Source organism: Streptomyces sp. NPDC050121, assembly GCF_044460385.1.
Taxonomy (GTDB): Bacteria; Actinomycetota; Actinomycetes; order Streptomycetales; family Streptomycetaceae; genus Streptomyces; species Streptomyces soliscabiei.
Genome location: NZ_JBITJV010000007.1, coordinates 43,004 through 62,313, shown reverse-complemented (window position 1 = coordinate 62,313; position 19,310 = coordinate 43,004). Strand labels below are relative to the sequence as shown.

The 19,310-nt window shown below is 70.4% G+C and carries 16 protein-coding genes and 3 pseudogenes; 3 read left to right on the top strand and 16 right to left on the bottom strand.

What is annotated here, in order from left to right:
- The first annotated feature begins 93 nt into the window (after positions 1-93).
- On the top strand, positions 94-1,200 hold the full coding sequence (locus ACIBTS_RS13020) for a ricin-type beta-trefoil lectin domain protein (protein ID WP_399318960.1): 1,107 nt from the start codon (positions 94-96) through the stop codon (positions 1,198-1,200).
- 115 nt (positions 1,201-1,315) lie between these two features.
- Here the strand turns inward: ACIBTS_RS13020 and ACIBTS_RS13015 are convergent, their stop codons facing one another.
- The 4 genes and pseudogenes from ACIBTS_RS13015 to ACIBTS_RS13000 form a co-directional block, all read right to left on the bottom strand.
- Positions 1,316-2,296, bottom strand: a complete 981-nt coding sequence (locus ACIBTS_RS13015; RefSeq protein WP_399319292.1) for a LacI family DNA-binding transcriptional regulator — start codon at positions 2,294-2,296, stop codon at positions 1,316-1,318.
- A gap of 208 nt (positions 2,297-2,504) precedes the next feature.
- On the bottom strand, positions 2,505-3,221 hold the full coding sequence (locus ACIBTS_RS13010; RefSeq protein WP_399318959.1) for a hypothetical protein: 717 nt from the start codon (positions 3,219-3,221) through the stop codon (positions 2,505-2,507).
- 38 nt (positions 3,222-3,259) lie between these two features.
- A pseudogene (locus ACIBTS_RS13005) lies at positions 3,260-3,616 on the bottom strand (hypothetical protein); the annotation flags it as partial.
- A gap of 20 nt (positions 3,617-3,636) precedes the next feature.
- Positions 3,637-4,101 (bottom strand): annotated as a pseudogene (locus ACIBTS_RS13000) (Beta-galactosidase C-terminal domain); the annotation flags it as partial.
- A gap of 71 nt (positions 4,102-4,172) precedes the next feature.
- On the opposite strand from ACIBTS_RS13000, the gene ACIBTS_RS12995 reads away from it, so the two are divergent.
- Entirely contained in the window at positions 4,173-4,751 is a 579-nt protein-coding gene (locus ACIBTS_RS12995; RefSeq protein WP_399318957.1) for an SGNH/GDSL hydrolase family protein, read from the top strand.
- A 170-nt stretch (positions 4,752-4,921) separates the two neighbouring features.
- Positions 4,922-5,021 (top strand): annotated as a pseudogene (locus tag ACIBTS_RS12990) (VapC toxin family PIN domain ribonuclease); the annotation flags it as partial.
- Positions 5,022-5,528: 507 nt separating this feature from the next.
- Here the strand turns inward: ACIBTS_RS12990 and ACIBTS_RS12985 are convergent.
- The 12 genes from ACIBTS_RS12985 to ACIBTS_RS12930 all read right to left on the bottom strand — a co-directional run bounded on the left by ACIBTS_RS12985 (position 5,529) and on the right by ACIBTS_RS12930 (position 19,302).
- Positions 5,529-6,467 carry a glutaminase gene (locus tag ACIBTS_RS12985; protein WP_399318955.1) on the bottom strand — a complete coding sequence of 313 codons (939 nt, stop codon included), beginning with the start codon at positions 6,465-6,467 and terminating at the stop codon, positions 5,529-5,531.
- A gap of 48 nt (positions 6,468-6,515) precedes the next feature.
- Positions 6,516-7,928, bottom strand: coding sequence for an aspartate ammonia-lyase (gene aspA / locus ACIBTS_RS12980; protein WP_399318953.1), 1,413 nt, complete (start codon positions 7,926-7,928; stop codon positions 6,516-6,518).
- A 417-nt stretch (positions 7,929-8,345) separates the two neighbouring features.
- Positions 8,346-9,362, bottom strand: coding sequence for an asparaginase (locus tag ACIBTS_RS12975; protein ID WP_399319290.1), 1,017 nt, complete (start codon positions 9,360-9,362; stop codon positions 8,346-8,348).
- Between the two features lie 44 nt (positions 9,363-9,406).
- Entirely contained in the window at positions 9,407-10,846 is a 1,440-nt protein-coding gene (locus ACIBTS_RS12970) for an amino acid permease (RefSeq protein WP_319673511.1), read from the bottom strand.
- Positions 10,843-11,520: a FadR/GntR family transcriptional regulator gene (locus tag ACIBTS_RS12965; RefSeq protein ID WP_079664390.1), complete on the bottom strand. Its 678-nt coding sequence runs from the start codon at positions 11,518-11,520 to the stop codon at positions 10,843-10,845. The genes ACIBTS_RS12970 and ACIBTS_RS12965 overlap by 4 nt, the downstream gene beginning before the upstream one ends.
- 626 nt (positions 11,521-12,146) lie before the next feature.
- The gene (locus ACIBTS_RS12960; protein WP_079664389.1) at positions 12,147-12,983 is read right to left on the bottom strand and encodes an undecaprenyl-diphosphate phosphatase; all 837 of its coding nucleotides are present in this window, start codon (positions 12,981-12,983) and stop codon (positions 12,147-12,149) included.
- A gap of 94 nt (positions 12,984-13,077) precedes the next feature.
- A complete protein-coding gene (crcB, locus tag ACIBTS_RS12955; RefSeq protein ID WP_399318950.1) occupies positions 13,078-13,443 on the bottom strand; it encodes a fluoride efflux transporter CrcB in 366 nt (121 codons plus the stop codon).
- Positions 13,440-13,868, bottom strand: coding sequence for a DUF190 domain-containing protein (locus ACIBTS_RS12950; RefSeq protein ID WP_319676063.1), 429 nt, complete (start codon positions 13,866-13,868; stop codon positions 13,440-13,442). The genes crcB (ACIBTS_RS12955) and ACIBTS_RS12950 overlap by 4 nt, the downstream gene beginning before the upstream one ends.
- Positions 13,865-14,320, bottom strand: coding sequence for a fluoride efflux transporter CrcB (crcB, locus tag ACIBTS_RS12945; RefSeq protein WP_399318947.1), 456 nt, complete (start codon positions 14,318-14,320; stop codon positions 13,865-13,867). Before crcB (ACIBTS_RS12945) ends, ACIBTS_RS12950 begins: the two co-directional genes overlap by 4 nt.
- 77 nt (positions 14,321-14,397) lie before the next feature.
- Positions 14,398-15,366 (bottom strand): SMP-30/gluconolactonase/LRE family protein, encoded by a 969-nt coding sequence (locus ACIBTS_RS12940; protein ID WP_399318945.1) that lies wholly within the window; start codon positions 15,364-15,366, stop codon positions 14,398-14,400.
- Positions 15,367-15,607: 241 nt separating this feature from the next.
- On the bottom strand, positions 15,608-17,176 hold the full coding sequence (locus tag ACIBTS_RS12935) for an arabinogalactan endo-beta-1,4-galactanase (protein WP_399318943.1): 1,569 nt from the start codon (positions 17,174-17,176) through the stop codon (positions 15,608-15,610).
- A 104-nt stretch (positions 17,177-17,280) separates the two neighbouring features.
- Entirely contained in the window at positions 17,281-19,302 is a 2,022-nt protein-coding gene (locus ACIBTS_RS12930; RefSeq protein ID WP_399318942.1) for a beta-galactosidase, read from the bottom strand.
- Between the last annotated feature and the right edge of the window lie 8 nt (positions 19,303-19,310).

Sequence of the window (19,310 nt, the reverse complement as noted above, 5' to 3'; positions counted from 1 at the left end):
TTCTCGTGCCGGTGACGAACTCACCCGTGTCACCGACACATACGGCGATCAGTTCCGTCGATTCAGCACTCACTCACCGAAGAGGACACCTGCATGAAAAGATCCTGGTTTGTTCCCCTGGTCACGCTTGTCGCCGCCGCACTCGGGGTGACGGCAGCTGGTGTGGCCCCTGCCTCCGCCGCCTCGACCACGCCCTTGCGGGTCATGCCGTTGGGCGACTCGATAACCTGGGGTGTGGGAAGCAGTACGGGCAACGGCTACCGGGCTCCGTTGTGGAACAGGCTTGCGGCAGACGGCCATCCGCTGGACTTTGTGGGCACGGGGCGGGCCGGTTCGATGTCGGACCCCGACAACGAAGGCCACTCCGGGTACAAGATCCACCAGATCGCCGCACTCGCCGACGCCTCACTGACCCGCTACCGGCCCAACGTCGTGACGCTGCATCTCGGCACCAACGACCTCAACGAGAGCTACCAGGTCTCCACCGCCACCGACCGGCTGAAGTCGCTGGTCAACCAGATCACCGCCGCCGCCCCCGACGCGACCGTCCTCGTGGCCTCCCTGGTCGTGTCCACCAGCGGCTCGGAGGAGCAGTACAGGGCCGCGTACAACCAGGCCATCCCCCGGATCGTGAGCGACGCGCAGGCCGCGGGCAAGCGCGTCGCGTACGTGGACATGAGCAGCCTGACCACGGCGGACCTGGCCGACACCCTGCATCCCAACGACTCGGGCTACCAGAAGATGGCCGACGCCTTCCACCGCGGCGTCCAGACCGCGGACAGCGCCGGGTGGCTGAAGAACCCCGCCCCCGCCCCCGCCCGCGTGGAGTCCGGCATCGGCGGCAAGTGCCTGGACGTCAACGGTGCCAACACCGCCGACGGGACAGCGGCCCAGATCTGGGGCTGCACCGGCAGTGCCAACCAGCTCTGGTCCGCCTACACCGACGGCACCCTGCGCTCCATGGGCAAGTGCCTCGACGCCGCCGGCGGCGGCACCGCCAACGGCACCAAGGTGCAGATCTGGTCCTGCCACGGCGGCTCCAACCAGGTCTGGCAGCCCTACAACGGCGGCTACCGCAACCCCGCCTCCGGCCGCTGCCTCGACATTCCGGGCTCCTCCACGACCGACGGCACGCAGCTCCACCTGTGGGACTGCAACGGCGGTGCCAACCAGAAGTGGACCACTCTGACCGCCGGATGAACCCCGCGCCTCCCGGGATTTGGAGCCCTTTCCGGGCTCCGGTTCCGGGGGGCACATCGGCGCCGGGCGCCACTGACCCCGCGTTCCAGGCGATGCACGGCTGCTCCGCAGTCACTCACTCCGCTTTCGGCGGAGCCGTGCTCTCCCGGACGGTCAAAGTGGTGGCGATCTCCAACCCCACCTGCGGCACCTGCTCACCCCGGCCGAGCGCCAGCGCCAACTCGGTGGCGGCTGCCGCCATCTCGGCCAACGGCTGGTGGACGGTGGTCAGGGGCGGATCCATCCAGGCCACGGCCGGTACGTCGTCGAAGCCCACGACGCTGAGGTCGTGCGGGATGCGCAGGCCCAGCTCGCGCGCTGCCTGATAGACGCCGAGCGCCTGCATGTCGTTGGCGGTGAACACGGCGGTGGGACGATCGGGGCGGGACAGCAGCTCCCGCGCCGCGGTGTACCCGTGCTCGCGCGTGAGCTGGGTCTTCACCACGAGGTCGGATTCCAGCGGCAGTCCGGCTTCCGCGAGAGCCGACACGTGACCGGACAGCCGGGCGAGGCAGAAGGGGTGGTCCGGGCCGCTGATCATGGCGATGCGCCGGTGCCCCAGGCCGAGCAGATGCCGGGTCGCCGCCTGACCGCCTCTCCAGTTCGTGGCACCCACGAACGGAACATCGTCCGGCAACTCGTCGATCGGGTCGAAGACGACGAACGGGATGCCCTTCGCCGTCAGCTGCTCCCGCTCCGCTTCGGAGAGTTGCGCCACTGACAGCACGCACTGGGGGCGTCGGCCGACCGTGTCGTCGATGGTCATGCCCGAGGTGTCATGGAGTCCGAACTCCGACACCAGTACGCCGACCCGGTTCTTGCGGGCCACGCGCTCGACGCCGCGGATGATCTCCACGGCCCACATGCTCTCCAACTCGCGGAACACCAGCTCCACGAGGTTGGTGCGGTTCTTGGGGGGCTTGCGGTAACCGTACTGTTGGATCAGTTCCTCGACGCGGGCCCGCGTCTCGTCCGACACCCCCGACCGGCCGTTGAGCACCTTCGACACCGTGGGCACCGAGACGCCCGCGGACTCGGCGATGTACGCGATCGTCACCGATACGGGGCCCGCGCCGCGATCCCGCTGCTCCTCCGCCGAAGGTGTTCCCTCTCGGTTGTCCGGCACGGTAGCCCTGCCCCCATCCCTAGCCGCTGCGGCCGCCATTGTCGCACCCCCGCAAGACTCGGTCCCCAGACCAACTCGACCTGCTGACCACATGGGCCCCGCCCCGCGTGCGGGGCGGGGCCCTACAAGGCCACTGGGGTCAGCCTCCGTTGATGGTCAGGTTGTTGGTGTTGAAGTTGAGTCCGCCGGCCGACGAGGTGATCTCATAGCCGAACTGGACGTCGCCGATGACCTCGTTGCCGGGCATCCAGCCCTTGGTGTAGGCGATCCAGTTGAGGACCGGCTTGATGTCCACGGTGCCGGAGGTGGAGTCGGAGGTCCGCAGGAACGAGAAGACCTCGTTGGAGCCGTTGCTTCCCTTGTAGACGTTCCAGTTGTGGCCGCCGAGCGTGACGTTGCCCTGGTAGGAGCCGATCGGGCCGACCGCTCCGTTGTAGTTGACCCAGAGCATGATCTCGTAGTCGTGGTCGTTGTCCCAGATGTCGTACGACGTGTTGTACGCGCCGGACGACGGGACGCTGACGTTGTAGTTGCTGGTGAGCCAGCCGAGGGAGTCGATCGTCTTGTTGATCGTCTTCGTCGAGTTGGGGTACGACTTGATGCCGCCGGTGTTGGGGTGATCGGCCCACACACCCCAGTTGGTCCCGGAGTTGGCCCAGGTGCACTGGCCGCCGGCGCCGGAGCCCCAGATGTTGTTGTAGAGCGTGTAGCCGTCGAGGCTGGTGTTGCCCCACTGGTCGCAGGAGTTCCAGACGGCGGCGGAGGCAGGGGCGGAGGCCAGGCCGACGGTGGCACCGAGAGCCATCACCGGGGCGAGCACCGCCATCGTGAGCTTGCGTATTCCACTTCTGTCCATGGTGTCCCTTCCATGGGTGGGGGGAAATGCAGGGGTTGCTACCACGCCCTCGTGCTGAGGACGTGGTCCTCTCCGGCGACGAGATCGATCGGCTCGGCCGCGCCGGGAGAAGTTCTGACTTCGATACGGACGGTGCGCGTCGGCTGCAGGCTAGTGAGTCGGCCCGCCGGGAGTTCGGGCGGCAGCGCGGGCAGGAGAACCAGCCGGTGGGGGGTCGACTGGACAAGCATCTCGATCAGTACGGCGGGCAGGGTGTGCGCGGCGTCCGCCTCGTAGAGGTCCCTGAGCCTGGCCGCGATGAGCGCGTGGTGGAGGTGGCCGTGCGCGGAGTCGTCCTCGGCGCCGCGCAGTTCGAGGGCGCGGTGGGTGGCCGGGTGTGCCTCCCGGGTGCCGTGGACGAGCCCGTCGATCGCGGTCATGGGCAGAGCACCGCCGCGTCGTAGCGGCCGAGGGTGACCCGATCCGTGACGGCCGTTCCGGTCAGCAGGTCGCGGTGGGTGCCGGGTACCTCCACGGTCACCGGTTCCCGGCCGTGGTTGAGCACGAACAGCACCTCGCCCCGCCGTACCGCCTCGACCTGCTCGGGGAGGCCGTCGAGGACCGGGCGCACGCCCGTGCCGGCCGCGATACGGGCCAGCAGGTCGCGCAGGGCGTCCGGCTCGGGGAGCGTGGAGACGTACCAGGCCCGGTCCTTGCGCAGGACGGCGGGCAGTCCGTCGAGTTCACCGCCCTTGTACGGCACGGTCTCGTCGGCGGTGCCGTCGGCCTCCAGCTCCTCGGACCACAGGGACCCGTGGAAGCCCTCGCAGGCGACGCTCTCCCCGGCGTCCAGCGGCCACCACTCGTGCAGCGTGCGGATGCCGAACAGCTCGCGCAGCCGCGGCGGCGGGCGCCCCGCCGAACTTCACCACCACCACGGCCCGCTGGTTCTACGTCGCCGGACTCGACGTCGTGTCACCCACGGCCAAGGGAACCGTCGTGGCCATCGGCGACTCCATCACCGACGGCTCCAGCGCCACCGACAACGCCAACCAGCGCTGGCCCGACTACCTCGCCCGGCGGCTGCAGGCCGAGTCCGGCGGCCAGCGCCTCGGCGTGGTCGACGCGGGCATCGCGGCCGTGACCCGGTTCTCCCACGACGTCCTGACCCAGCCGGGCGTGAAGAACGCCATCGTGCTGGAGGGCATCAACGACATCAACAACACCAGCGTCACCGCCGACCAGATCATCGCCGGCTACCAGACCATGATCAACCAGGCGCACACGGCCGGTGTCCGGATCATCGGCGGCACGATCCTGCCGAACTCCACGCAGACCGCCGCCAAGGCCGCCATCCGCACCCAGGTCAACAACTGGATCCGCACCAGCGGCGCCTTCGACGCGGTGATCGACTTCGACGCGGCACTCCGGGACCCGGCCAACCCGGCGCAACTGCTCCCCGCCTACGACAGCGGCGACCATCTGCACCCCAACAGCGCGGGCATGCAGGCCATCGCCAACACAGTGAACCTCTCGCTGCTCACCTCCTGAGCGGTGCCCACCTCCCCGACGGCGTAGTTCCGTCCGGCGCCCCCACTCCGGGTACGGGGCACCGGACGGAACGGCCCGTCATCCGTGCGCCGGCAGGCAACGGGCGGCGAGTCCAGTGACACATCGTGGCGCCGCCACTGCCCACGCTGAGCCTCGCGGCACGTGGCCCGAACGCGATTCTCAACCTCGACCGACGAGACTTCCGGGCCATACGCCCGTTGGGCCGCTACAAGGCGTTTCCGGGTACTCCCCGACGACCTCCCGCTCTGACGCAGGGCCCTCGGCGGCCAAGTGCCCGCCCACGCAAGGGGCTTGTGCACCTCCCACGTCGAAGCACGTGCAGACGGGTGTCCGTCATCGCCCCCGGTCACAGCATGAGTGACCTGGATCGCTGATCCCACTGCCGCTCTACGCCTGCACCTTCTCCTGGCAGCCGCGGTGTCCGTCACGGGCGGCATCCGACACCTGGTCCGCGGGCGTGGCCAGAGACCATTTCTGGTGGCGGTGTTCGTCGCTCTGCTACCGGTGGTCGTCCCGGCACTGGGCGGGACAGCGTGATGTCCCATCGACCCGAACCAGCTCAGAGGCGTCGTCCGCCCCTCCGCTCCAGGGACTTTTCAGGGACTTTCAGCCCTGTCCGAGGGACTTCCGAGGGACTTTTCGCCGCCTAACACGGCAAACCCCCGAAAGACCGGAAAGGGCCTCCGACGCGGGTCAGAGGCCCTTTCCCAAGCAAAGCCACAGATGGCGGCAGACGAGTCGGGCTATACGCCGGGGTCAGAACACCGACAGCCCGGTCAGGGTCGTGAACCGGTCCAGGGCTGCCACTCCCGCCACGGAGTTGCCGCGTTCGTCCAGGCCCGGGCTCCACACGCACAGCGTGCAGCGGCCCGGCACGACGGCGATGATGCCGCCGCCCACACCGCTCTTGCCGGGCAGTCCGACGCGGTAGGCGAAGTCGCCGGCGGCGTCGTACGTCCCGCAGGTCAGCATCACCGCGTTGACCTGCTTGGCCTGGCTGCGGGTGAGCAGCCGGGAGCCGTCGGCGCGGACGCCGTGCCGGGCTAGGAAGCCGGTGGCCAGGGCGAGGTCGGCGCAGGAGGCGGTCAGGGAGCACTGACGGAAGTACTGGTCGAGGAGGACCGGCACGTCGTTGTCGATGTTGCCGTAGGACGCCATGAAATGGGCGAGGGCGGCGTTGCGGTCGCCGTGCGCGGACTCGGAGGCGGCGACCGCCTCGTCGAAGTCGAGCGCGGGGTTGCCGCTCTCTGCGCGCAGAAAATCCAGGAGTTCGCCGCAGGCGTCTCCGGTACGGGCCTGGAGGCGGTCGGTGACGACGAGCGCGCCCGCGTTGATGAACGGGTTGCGCGGGATGCCGTTCTCGTACTCCAGCTGGACCAGGGAGTTGAAGGGGTTGCCGGAGGGTTCGCGGCCCACGTGCTCCCAGAGCTCGTCGCCCTCGCGGGCCAGGTCGAGGGCGAGGGTGAAGACCTTGGTGAGGGACTGGGTGGAGAACGGCTCCCGCCAGTCCCCCACGCCGTACACCGTGCCGTCCAGTTCCGCGACGGCCATGCCGAAGCTGCGCGGATCGCGGGCGGCGAGCGCCGGGATGTAGTCGGCGGGCCGCCCGCGGCCGGGGGTGCGCTCCATCTCCTCGGCGATGCGTTCCAGGACCGGCTGGAAGGGCAGGGACGACGTCGTTGTCATGATCACCATTGTGCCTCCGTGCTGGTCCTGGCGCGTTCGTCGCAGGTCCAGAAGGTGTTACCCGAGGGGCGAGCCGCTGCCGGCGAGGACCTCGGGGCGCAGCAGATCGGCGAGTCGCTCGGCGGGCAACAGGCCCTTCTCCAGGACGAGTTCGGCGACGCCGCGGCCGGTGACGAGGGCCTCCTTGGCGATGTCGGTGGCCGCCGTGTACCCGATGTGCGGGTTGAGGGCGGTGACCAGGCCGATGGAGTTCTCCACGCTCGCGCGCAGCGCCTCGGTGTTGGCGGTGATGCCGTTCACGCAGCGCTCGGCGAGGGTGAGGCAGGCGGCGCGCAGGTGGGTGATGGACTCCGACAGGGAGTGCAGGATGATCGGCTCGAAGGCGTTGAGCTGGAGCTGTCCTGCCTCGGCGGCCATGGTGATGGTGACGTCGTTGCCGATCACCTCGAAGGCGACCTGGTTGACGACCTCGGGGATCACCGGGTTGACCTTGCCGGGCATGATCGACGAACCCGCCTGGACCGGCGGCAGGTTGATCTCGCCGAGGCCGGCGCGCGGCCCGGAGGACAGCAGCCGCAGGTCGTTGCAGCTCTTGGAGAGCTTGACGGCGACGCGCTTGAGCACCCCCGACATCTGGACGAACGCACCGCAGTCCTGGGTGGCTTCGACGAGGTTCGCGGCGGTGACGAGGGGCAGCCCGGTGATCTCGGCGAGGTGACGGCGGGCCGACTCGGCGTATCCGGCCGGGGCGTTGAGTCCCGTCCCGATGGCCGTGGCGCCGAGGTTGATCTCGTGGATCAGCTCGACGGCCTCGGCGAGGCGGCTGCGGTCCTCGTCGAGCATGACGGCGTACGCCGAGAACTCCTGGCCGAGGGTCATCGGCACCGCGTCCTGGAGTTGGGTACGGCCCATCTTCAGCACGTCCCGGAACTCGACCGCCTTGCGGCCGAAGGCGTCCTGGAGCACGGCCATCGCCTTGAGCAGCCCGCGCACGGCGAACACGGTCGCGACCTTGACGGCGGTCGGGTACACGTCGTTGGTGGACTGCCCGAGGTTGACGTCCTCGTTGGGGTGCAGGTACCGGTACTCCCCCTTGGCGTGGCCGAGCAGCTCCAGCGCACGGTTGGCGACGACCTCGTTGGCGTTCATGTTGGTCGAGGTCCCGGCACCGCCCTGGACGACGTCGACGACGAACTGGTCGTGCAGCTTCCCGGCCCGGATCTCACGGCAGGCGGCGACGATGGCGGCCGCCTTGTCCGACGCCAGCAGACCGAGCTCCTGGTTGGCGAGCGCCGCGGCCTCCTTGACGGCGGCGAGGGCGTCGATGAGGTGGGGGTAGGCGGAGATCGGCGTCCCGGTGATGGGGAAGTTCTCCGTGGCGCGCAGGGTGTGGACACCCCAGTACGCGTCGGCGGGGACGTCCCGGTCCCCGAGCAGATCGTGTTCACTGCGGGTGGCGGCGACGGTCATGAGGGTGCGGCCTCTTTCTGAGGGGTGAGGGTGAGGGGAGCGGGTGACGTCCGGGGGTTGGTGGCGGTCGGCTCGGGCGGTACGGGATGACGCCCGCCCGAGCCGACCGGGCACCGGTCCGGTGGTGACCGGACCGGCGGGTTCAGGAGCCGGGCGCCGGGAGGACACCCGACGACCGGGCCGCGCGGGAGCGGCGGCCACCGGGGGCCGGTGCCTGGCCGGGTGCCGTACTCCGGGGGCCGGGCAGGCAGGCGGCGCGGTGGCAGGCGGGGGGCGCCAGACCAGCGGGTCCGCGTCGCGGCGGCCCGACGGCCCGGACGGACGCCGTCCGCCTCGGTCTGCTGGTCCGTGCCGGACGGACGGCCCGACCGGCGCCCTCCCGCGCCGCGCGACACCCACGGTGGCGGCCGGAAACCGTCAGGCGCAGGCCCGTACCGTGACCGGGTCCAGCGCGCGTACCGGGTGGACGCAGCCGACCGGTTCGCCGCCGCCGAGGAGGGGTTCGCCCGCGAACTCGATGAGGAGGGCGGGGTCCACGCCTGCGCGGGCGAGGGCGGCCGCCGTCACCGGGACGCGGGCGCGGTTCGCGCCGTCGGAGATCTTGACTGCGACGGCGCGGCCGTCCGGGAGCGCGGCGACCTCGACGCCCTCGAAGCCGTCCTTGGCGAGCAGGCCGGGGACGGCCCGCATCAGGGCGGCGACGTCCCGGCCCGCGCCCGAGGCCATCTCGGCGTGGTCGCGCATGGCGTCCGCCACCCGCGCCTCCGGGGTGTCCGGGGCCGCGGTGGTGATGCGGGCGGCGGCCCTGGCGAGGCCGTGCAGAGAGACGGAGAAGAGAGGGGCGCCGCACCCGTCGACGGTGACCCGTGCGATCAGCTGCCCGGTGAGGTCCTCGACGATCTCGGCGATCGCCTGCTGGAGCGGGTGCTCCGGCTCGAGGTAGCCGTCGAGGGACCAGCCGTTGAGCTTGCAGGTGTACAGCATGGCCGCGTGCTTGCCGGAGCAGTTCTGGGCCAGCCGGGAGGGCTCACGGCCCTCGCGTGTCCACGCGTCGCGGACCGCCGGGTCGTACGGCATGTCCTTGACGTTGCGCAGGTCCTCCTCCGTGACGCCCGCCAGCTCGAGGATCCGCCGGGTGCCGGCGAGGTGGCGTTCCTCGCCGGAGTGGCTGGCGGCGGCGAGCGAGAGCAGCTCGCCGTCGAGCGGCAGGCCGGCCCGCAGCATGGCGACGGCCTGGACGGGCTTGAGCGCCGAGCGCGGGTAGAACGCGGCCTCGATGTCGCCGAGCTGGAAGTCGACCTGACCGCTCGTGCCGAGGACGACGACGGAGCCGTAGTGGATCCCCTCCGTCACGCCGCCGCGCACGAGGTGGGCGACGGGGGCGTGGAGGGGTTCACGGATCGCGGGGGCGTGCGCGAGGGAACTGCTGTACATCACTGCCTGGATCACTTGTGGGTTGTCGTGGGCGGGCGCCGGACTCACGCGTCGGCCTTGGCCGCGGTGCGCGCGAGGTTGCGGCGGATGGCGTACCAGCCGGCGACGAGCGCCGCGACGATCAGCGGCAGGCACAGCACCGTGGTGCGGCCCGCGCCGCCGTCGGCGTACATGAGGACGAGGACCGAGACGAGGAAGACCAGGGTCACGAGTTCGGTCCACGGGGAGCCCGGGAGCCGGTAGCTCGGGCGGGTCAGCTCGCCCTTCTGGGTCTTCTGCCAGAAGAGGAAGTGACAGATCATGATCATGCCCCAGGTGGAGAGGATGCCGATCGCCGCGAAGTTGAGGACGATCTCGAAGGCGTCCGCCGGGACGACGAAGTTCAGGCCGACGCCCAGGACACAGATACCGCTCGTGAGCAGAATGCCGCCGTACGGGACCTGGCTGCGGCTCATGACCGAGGTGAACTTCGGGGCGGAGCCGGACATCGCCATGGAGCGCAGGATGCGGCCGGTGGAGTACAGGCCGGAGTTGAGCGAGGACATGGCCGCGGTGAGCACGACCAGGTTCATCACGCCGCCCGCCGCCGGGATGCCTATGTTGGACAGGACCGTCACGAAGGGGCTCTCGCCGGACGTGTACTTGTTCCACGGCAGCAGCATCGACAGCAGGACGACCGAGCCGACGTAGAACAGGCCGACCCGCCACATGATCGAGTTGATCGCCTTCGGCATGATCTTCTCGGGGTTCTCGGTCTCACCGGCGGCGACGCCGACCAGTTCGACCGAGGCGTAGGCGAAGACGACGCCCTGGATGATCAGCAGCATGGGCAGCAGGCCGTTGGGGAAGACGCCGCCGTTGTCGGTGATCAGGGACGGGCCGGGGGTGGTGCCGTCGACCTGGTGCTGGGTGACCAGCAGGAAGATGCCGATGCACATGAAGATCACCAGTGCGCTGACCTTCACGATGGCGAACCAGAACTCCAGTTCGCCGAAGATCTTCACCGAGATCAGGTTCACGGTGAGCACCACGGCCAGGGCGATCAGCGCGATCACCCACTGCGGGATGTCGGAGAACATGCCCCAGTAGTGGGTGTAGGTGGCGACCGCGGTGATGTCGGCGATGCCGGTGGTGGCCCAGTTCAGGAAGTACATCCAGCCGGCCGTGTACGCGCCCTTCTCGCCGAGGAACTCGCGGGCGTAGGACACGAACGCGCCGGAGGACGGGCGGTACAGGACGAGTTCGCCGAGGGCGCGCACGACGAGGAAGGCGAAGACGCCGCAGACCGCGTAGGCGATGAACAGGGAGGGTCCGGCGTCGGCGAGCCGGCCGCCGGCGCCCAGGAAGAGGCCGGTGCCGATGGCGCCGCCGATGGCGATCATGTTGACGTGACGGGACTTCAGCGACTTGCTGTAGCCCTCGTCTCCGGCGTCGACGTGACGGGGGGAGGTACGCGTCTCGTCTTTGAGGTGCTGGTCGCTCACGCCGCGGGTCCGCCTTCCAGGTGAGGGTTCGTGCGCGGGGCGCGCACGATGTCGGTGAGGGTCGTCTCGACGCGGTCGAGGTGGTGGCTCATCGCCTCCACCGCGTCGGGCTCGGAACCGTCGATCAGCGCCTCGACGATCGCCCGGTGCTCGCGGTTGGACTGCTCGCGCCGTCCGCCCAGCTCGTTGAGGAAGGCCGACTGACGCGCCAGTGCGTCCCGGATCTCCTCGATGACCCGGCGGAAGACCGGGTTCTGGGCGGCCTCGGCGACGGCCAGGTGGAAGAGGGTGTCCATCGCGACCCACGCGGTGGTGTCCGTCTCCCGCTCCATGCGGTCGAGCAGATGGGCCAGGTGGTCCAGGTTCTCCGGGGTGCGGCGCAGCGCCGCGTACCCGGCGACCGGGATCTCGACGTGGCGGCGCACCTCGAGCAGGTCGCTGGCCGCGTAGTCGCCGAAGGTGGGGTCCTCGACGGTGTTCGCGATCACGAAGGTGCCCTTGCCGGTCTTGGCGACCGTCAGGCCCATGGTCTGCAGGGCGCGCAGCGCCTCCCGCAGGACGGGCCGGGACACCTCGAGGGTGCGGCAGAGCTCGGCCTCGGAGGGAAGCTTGTCGCCGATGGCGTACTCGCCGCGCTCGATGGCGCCGCGGAGGTGGGTGAGGACCGCTTCCATCGCGCTGACGCGCCGCGGGCCCCGACCACCTGTCTGGCTGTCTGACAGGTTCACGGGAGTGATACTCCGGGTGGCCCAAGGCCGCTGTCAAGACGCCCAGAAACAAAAAATTCAGGCAGCGGGATCCCTGAAAGACAACTTCCCGCCCCCTGAAGGACTTTCGCCGCGGAGCACTACGGTGGCCACCGGTCAGCGCGGGGGCCACCGCTCAACACCGGTCGCCGTTGGCCAGAACCGGTGCGGTGGGCACTGCTCAGGGCCGGTGGGCGCTGCTCAGGGCCGGTCGCCGCTGACCAGACCGGGGCGGGCGCTGCTCAACGCGGTGGGTGCTGGGCAGGCCCGGTGGGCGCTGCTCAGGGCCGGTCGCCGCTGCCCAGACCGGCGGGCACTGCACAGCGCCGGTGGCCCCTGCCCAGAACGGGTGGCCGTCGGCCAGAACCGGTGGCCACCGGTTAGCGCGGGGGCCACCGCTCAACACCGGTCGCCGTTGGCCAGAACCGGTGCGGTGGGCACTGCTCAGGGCCGGTGGGCGCTGCTCAGGGCCGGTCGCCGCTGACCAGAACCGGTGGGTGCTGGGCAGGGCGGGGGGCGTATCGGGGGCCGGGTGGTGTGGCCCTGGTGGGGGCTCAGCTGTCGAGGACTCCGGTGGCCAGCAGGCCGAACAGGGCCAGGCCGACGACGATGCGGTAGACGACGAACGCGTTGAAGGAGTGCTTGGCGACGAACTTCAGCAGCCAGGCGATGGAGGCGTAGGCGACGACGAAGGACACGGCCGTGCCGACGGCCAGGGGCGCCGCGCCCGCGCCGGTGCCCAGGGCGTCCTTCAGCTCGTAGATTCCGGCGCCGGTCAGGGCGGGGATGCCGAGGAAGAACGACAGCCGGGTGGCGGCGACCCGGTCCAGGTCGAGCATGAGCGCGGTGGACATGGTGGCGCCGGAACGGGAGAAACCGGGGAAGAGCAGCGCGAGGATCTGGGAGCTGCCGACCAGCATCGCGTCCTTGAACGAGGTGTCGTCCTCGCCCCGCTTGTGGCGGCCCATCTGGTCGGCCGCCCACATCACGCCGCTGCCGACGATCAGCGAGCCCGCGACGACCCACAGCGAGGCCAGCGGGCCCTCGATGAGCGGTTTGGCGGCGAGGCCCACGACGACGATCGGGATGGTCGCGTAGATCACCCACCAGGCGAACTTGTAGTCGTGGTGCTGTCGCTCCTCGCGGTGGCGCAGTCCGCGGAACCAGGCCGACACGATCCGCACGATGTCCTTGCGGAAGTACACGAGCACGGCGGCGATCGCCCCGACCTGGATCACGGCCGAGAACCCGACGACGGCGTCGTCGTCGACCGGGATGTGCATCAGGCCTTCGGTGATCTTCAGATGTCCGGTCGAGGAGACGGGGAGGAACTCGGTCACTCCCTCGACGGCTCCGAGGACGACGGCTTGGCCGACGGAGATGGCGCTCATGGAATCCAGTTCTGAGGAGACGAATCGGTCGACAGCGTTGTAGACGCTCCGGTGTCGTACACAGTCCTACCAGGCCCGCAGCCGGCTCAGCCGCTCATGGCCACACCGACTGGCCGACCGCCACCCCGGCGAAAGCGGCCCCGAGGCCGACGACGACGCTCGCCACGGCATTGGCGGCGGCATACAGGCCCGCGCCGGTCTCGGTGAGCCGGAGCGTCTCGTACGAGAACGTCGAGTACGTCGTCAGGGCCCCGCACAGCCCGGTCCCCAGAAACAACCGCAGGTCGGGGCCGACACCGGCGGCGCCGGTCAGCGTGCCGAGGATCAGGCAGCCGGTGATGTTGACGACGAAGGTGCCCCAGGGGAAGACGGAGTCGTGCCGGGACTGCACCGCGCGGTCGGTCAGATAGCGCAGCGGGGCGCCGATCATGCCGCCGGTGACGACGACCAGCCAGTTCACAACGACTTCTTACCCTCCGTGCCCGAATCGTCCGGATTCCCGCTCCGGCTCCCGCTCCGGCTTCGGCTCCGCTTCTCGCCCTGCTTCTCGCCCCGGCCGACGTACCTGATCACCTCGCACGGATCGAGGGTGACCATGCCCTCCGTGACCAGTTCGTCGAGCTCGGGCAGGAACGCCCGCACCCGTTCCTCGGTGTCCACGACGACGACCGCCACCGGCAGGTCCTCGCTGAGCGAGAGCAGCCGGGCGGTGTGGATGAGGGACGACGCCCCGAACCCCTCGATGCCCCGGAAGACGCTGGCCCCGGCGAGACCGGCCGCGTGGGCGCGGTGCACGATCTCCGTGTAGAGGGGCTTGCGGTGCCAGGTGTCGTTCTCGCCGACGAAGACGGTCAGCCTCAGGGCGCCGCCGGTGAGTCTCGTCATGGTCGCCTCCACTGCAGAGTGCGGCGGGTCGCCGTGGCCGCGAGCCACACCGCTGTGAGCGCCGCGCACAGGGTCCCCGCGAGATAGGCCAGGGCGGTGCCGGGACGACCGCCGTCGAACAGCTTCTGAAGGTCGACGGCGTACGTGGAGAAGGTGGTGAAGCCGCCGAGCACGCCGGTGCCGAAGAAGGGGCGCACCAGCCGGTGGGCGGTCATGGCCTCGGTGACGAGGACCAGGAAGACGCCGATCACCGCGCAGCCGATCACGTTCACCCAGAAGACGGTCCAGGGGAAGCCAGCGGTTGGGGTGGGCCACCACAGGGAGGCCGCGTAGCGGGCGGCGGCGCCGATGCCGCCGCCGGCCGACACGACGGCGACCACCGGGAGCTGACCCGTCCCGGCGGTGCGCCGCGGTGCGCTGGTGCGCAGGCTCTCGGCCTGCGGGGTTGTCATGTCGTACCTCTCCTGCCCGGTCCGGGACCACCCCCCTCGTCGGGGTGATCTCGGCCGGGCACCAGCGTAGCGCCGCCTCATTTGGACACGGGCGCCTCACAGACCGCGATGCCGCGCTCCCAGAGACTGCCCAGGACGAGTCGGCCACCGGTCTCGCAGACGCTCGTGACCATGCGGAATCCGGAGCGGCGGCGGGTGAGGTGGTGCAGGATGCGGCCCTCGTCATCGATCGCCAGCACACCGGCCCACGCCGAGGGACGGTACGGCGCTTTCAGGGCCAGCCGGGCGGCGCGCCCGCGGACCGCGGGGCCGGTCCGGTGCAGAAGGTCGAGCGGGGGGACGCGCGGCCCGGCCAGCGCCACCCAGACGGGGCCGTCGGGCGCGCCGCGCCACAGGTTGTCCGGGAACCCCGGCAGGTGCTCGACGAGGGGTTCGGCCTGCCCGGCCCGGGGGCCGGTGAGCCAGTAGCGGGTGAGGCGGCGGGCGCCGGTCTCGGCGACGATCAGGAAGGAGTCGTCGGCGCTGCGCGCGAGGCCGTTGGCGAACTGCAGACCCTCCAGGGCGACTTCGGCCTCACGGGCACCGGGGGCGAGGCGTAACAGACGTCCGGTGCCGGTGTGTTCGACGAGGTCGCCCATCCAGTCCGCCAAGGGGTGGACCTGGCTGGAGACGGTGAAGTAGACGGTTCCGTCGGGCAGGGCGACGACATTGCTGCAGAAACGCAGCCGCTCCCCCGCCGCCGACTCGGTCAGGACCCGCACGTTGCCTGAACCGCCCTCGGGGTCGACGCGCAGCAGGGCGCCGTCGGCGCAGCAGACCAACAGGTCGCCGTCCGGGAGGAGTTCGAGGCCGAGCGGACGGCCGCCGATCTCGCCGATGTGCTCGACGCGGGCCGTGGGCGGATCCTCGAGACCCTCGACGCGCAGGATCCTCCCGTCCGACACCCCGGTCAGGATCCGCCCTCTGGGGTCGGCGACGACGTCTTCGGGGCCGTGACCGGGGAGAGTGATGTACCTGAGGGGGACGAGAGGCGCCCGACGGTCCATAGGGGTCCGCCCTTCCTTGAGGAGGCGGTCATCCTCGCAGGCGGGAAAGTGGGCGGCGGGTCGTACCCGTGGTCTTTTGCCGGGCTTTTCCGGAAGGTGATCTCTCTGTCCTCTGTCGCCTCTTCCCGAAGTTCCCCACCACTCTCCGCCGAACGGGTGTGCCGCTTCGACAGTGTGTCGCGAAACGGGCGGGGGCCCGGCCGCGGGGCGCGGCCGGACCCCTGCTCGACGGGGTCGGGGATCAGCGGTGGCTGAACCAGGACATGGAGGACAGGGCCTTGTCGTCGTAGCCGAACAGGGCCTGGTTCTCCCAGCCGTTGCCGGAGGCGGCGTCGGTCGGGTCCCAGCCGTTGCCGGTGACGGCCGTCCAGGTCGCCTCCCAGTAGAAGACGCCGAGGCCACGGCCGTTCGGGACGGCCTCCACGATGTTCGCGACGGCGTTCATCCAGGCCAGCTGGCCGGCCGCGGTCGCCGGGTAGCCGGAGACCAGTTCGGAGGACAGGTCGATCTGGTTGGTGAGCGAGTCGTCGCTGTCGAGACGGAACGGGTAGGCCGTCTCGGCTACGAACACCGGCTTGGAGTATCGGGAGGCCGCGTCGTCCAGGGTGGTCTGGAAGTCGGCGAGGGTGCCGTGCCAGTAGCCGTAGTACGACAGGCCGATCGAGTCGAACTTCACTCCGTTGGAGACGGCGTTGTCGAACCACCAGCGGGTGCCGCTCAGGTCGCCGCCCTTGGCCAGGTGCAGGGCGACGGTGGTGGAGGAGCTGACCGCCTTGACGGCGTTGTAGCCGGAGTTGAGCAGACCGGCCAGCTGGCTCCAGTTGTCGGTGGAGCCCTCGGACCACAGCATGCCGCCGTTGATCTCGTTGCCGACCTGGACCATGTCGGCGGTGGTGCCCTGGGCCTTCAACGCGTTCAACACGTCGTAGGTGTGGTTGTACACGTCCGTCTTGAGCTGGCTGTACGAGTGGCTCGCCCAGGCGGCCGGCTTGGACTGGGCGCCCGGGTCGGCCCAGGTGTCCGAGTAGTGGAAGTCGACCAGGAGCTTCTGCCCGGCGGCCTTGACGCGCTTGGCCATGGCGAGGACGCGCGTCTTGTTGTTGTAGCCGTCGGCCGGGTTGACCCAGACCTTCAGGCGCGCGTAGTTCATGCCGGCGTTCTTCAGGATGGTGACCGCGTCGCCGGTGGCGCCCGAAGCGGTCCTGTAGACACCGCCCTTGGCCTCGCTCTTGGCGAGGGAGGAGATGTCGGCGCCCTTGATCGACAGTCCGGTCGTGCCGGACGTGAAGGCCAGGTCGTCCACATTGATCCAGTTGCCCGCGTTCGCGTCACTGTTGATGCTGATGGTGCACTGGTTGTTGGTCACGCTGACCGGAGTGACGATGTGCACCCAACCGCTGGACGAGACCGGCAGGTCGGTGCGCTGGTCCAGGCCGCCGCAGTTCTTGAGGGCTATGTAGGCCGCGTTCTGGCCGCCGCCGGAGCGGACCCAGGCGGTCAGCTTGTAGGAGCCGTTGGTCAGGCCCGAGAGGTACTGGTACGTCTCCACCTTGTAGGCGGTGGACGCCCAGTGGGACAGGCGGTAACTGCCGCCGTGGCCTCCGGCCTCGGTGAAGGAGGCGGAGTTCTGGCCGGCCGCCGAGTATGTGGACCAGCCGGCCGGTGTCGCGGTGCCGGTGCCGTCGGACTCGAAGCCGCCGTTGGTGAGGGTGCTCGCCGCCTGGGCGGTCTGCGCGGGAAGGGCGGTGAGGGCGAGTCCCGCGGCGAGCGGCAGCAGCAGGGCCCTGAGGGTGCGTCTGGGATGGAACATCGTCGTCCGTCGTCCCTTCGACGTGATGGGGGTGGGGTTCCCTCGTGCGGGAGGGACCCCCTTCGCCCGCGGCTCGCGGCTCCACGGGCGAAGGGGGAGTCGGCTCAGCCGTCGAGTCGTACGACCCGGACGGCTCCCGCCGGGACCGCGAGGCGGCCGGCGGCGCGTTCGCCCGTCAGCAGTTCGGTGCCGGAGGTCTCCAGCGACACCTTGGCGTCGGTGGCGGTGTGATTGATCGCGAAGAGGTAGCTGCCCGTCTCGCCGGAGCGGCGCACGACCTCGACGTCGTGGGGCAGGTCGGCGCGCGGGGCGATCGACGCGTCCTCGGCGGCCCAGCCGAGCACCGCGTCCAGGCCCTCGTGGCCGAGTCGGGTGGAGACGTACCAGGCGGTGCCCTCGCCGAGGCGGTGCCGGGTGACGGCCGGATGCCCGGCGGTGAGGCCGTCGGCGTAGGTCCAAACGGTCTCGGCGCCCTGCGGGACGACGAACTCCGTCCACACGTCGCCGCCGAGCTCGGAGCCGTCGGGGCCGGTGAGGCGCACGCCCTCGCCCTGGAGCAGCGGGGAGAACTCCTCGACGGTGAGGCCGAGGACGTCCCGGAGCGCGCCGGGGTAGGCGCCTTCGTGGACGGCGTCGTGCTCGTCGACGATGCCGGAGAAGTACGACACGACGAGGGTGCCGCCGTTCTCGACGTACTCCCTGAGGTTGTTCCCGGCCGCCTCGGTCATCAGGTACAGGGCGGGGACCACGACCAGCGGGTACTGCGCGAGGTCGGCCTCGGGGTGGGCGAAGTCGACGGTGAGGTGGCGGTCGTAGAGGACCTCGTAGAAGGCGTCGGCGCGCTCGCGCGGGTCGGCGTCCTCGCTGGGGCGCCAGGCGAGGTTCTGCGCCCACCAGGAGTGCCAGTCCCAGAGCATCGCCACGTCGGCGTCGGTGCGGGTGCCGCCGATCACGCTGAGGGAGTCGAGGGAGGCGCCGAGCTCGACGACCTCGCGCCACACGCGGGTGTCGGTGCCGCCGTGCGGCACCATCGCCGAGTGGAACTTCTCGGCGCCGCGCCGGGACTGCCGCCACTGGAAGAACATGGCGCCCTCGGAGCCGCGGGCCACATGGGCGAGGGAGTTACGGGCCATCTGGCCGGGGGCCTTGGCCGGGTTGCGCGGCTGCCAGTTGATGCCCGAGGTGGAGTGCTCCAGCAGGATCCAGGGCGCGCCGGCGCCGACGGAGCGGGTGAGGTCGGCGGCCATCGCGAGGTTGACGTGGGTGCGGCGGCCGTCGGTGATCAGGTAGTGGTCGTTGGTGACGAGGTCGACCTCGCGGCCCCAGGCCCAGTAGTCGACGGAGTCGCACTGGCTGAGGGCGGTCATGAAGTTCGTCGTCACCGGGACGCCGGGCGCGAGGCGGTGCAGGACGTCCCGCTCCGCGCAGAAGTTCTCGCGCATGGTGGCGTCGGCGAACCGCTTGTAGTCCAGGGCCTGGCCCGGGTTGCCGACGGTCGGGGTGGCGCGCGGCGGGTTGATGTCCTCGAAGTCCGCGTAGCGCTGGCCCCAGAAGGCGGTGCCCCAGGCCTCGTTGACCGCCTCCACCGTGCCGTACGTCGTCGCCAGCCAACGGCGGAAGTGGGCGGCGCAGGAGTCGCAGTAGCAGGCCGAGACGGGGACGCCGTACTCGTTGTGCACGTGCCACATCGCCAGCGCCGGGTGGTCGCCGTAGCGCTCGGCGAGCCGGGTGGTGATGTTCGCCGCCGCGGCGCGGTAGTCCGCGTTGCTGTGGCAGATGGCCCCGCGCGAGCCGAACTCGTAGCGGACGCCCTCGGGCGTCACCGGCAGCGCCTCGGGGTGGCTGCGGAAGAACCAGACCGGCGGGACGACGGTGGGGGTGCCCAGGTCGACACGGATGCCGTTCTCGTGCAGCAGGTCGATGATCCGGTCCAGCCAACCGAAGTCGTACACCCCGGGCGAGGGCTCCAGCAGGGCCCAGGAGAAGATCCCGACGCTCACCATGGTGACGCCGGCCTCCCGCATCAGCCGGACGTCGTCCTGCCAGACGGTTTCCGGCCACTGTTCGGGGTTGTAGTCCCCACCGAAGGCGAGCCCGGTGAGGCCCCTGGGGGTGGTCTCCGGCATGGATTTTC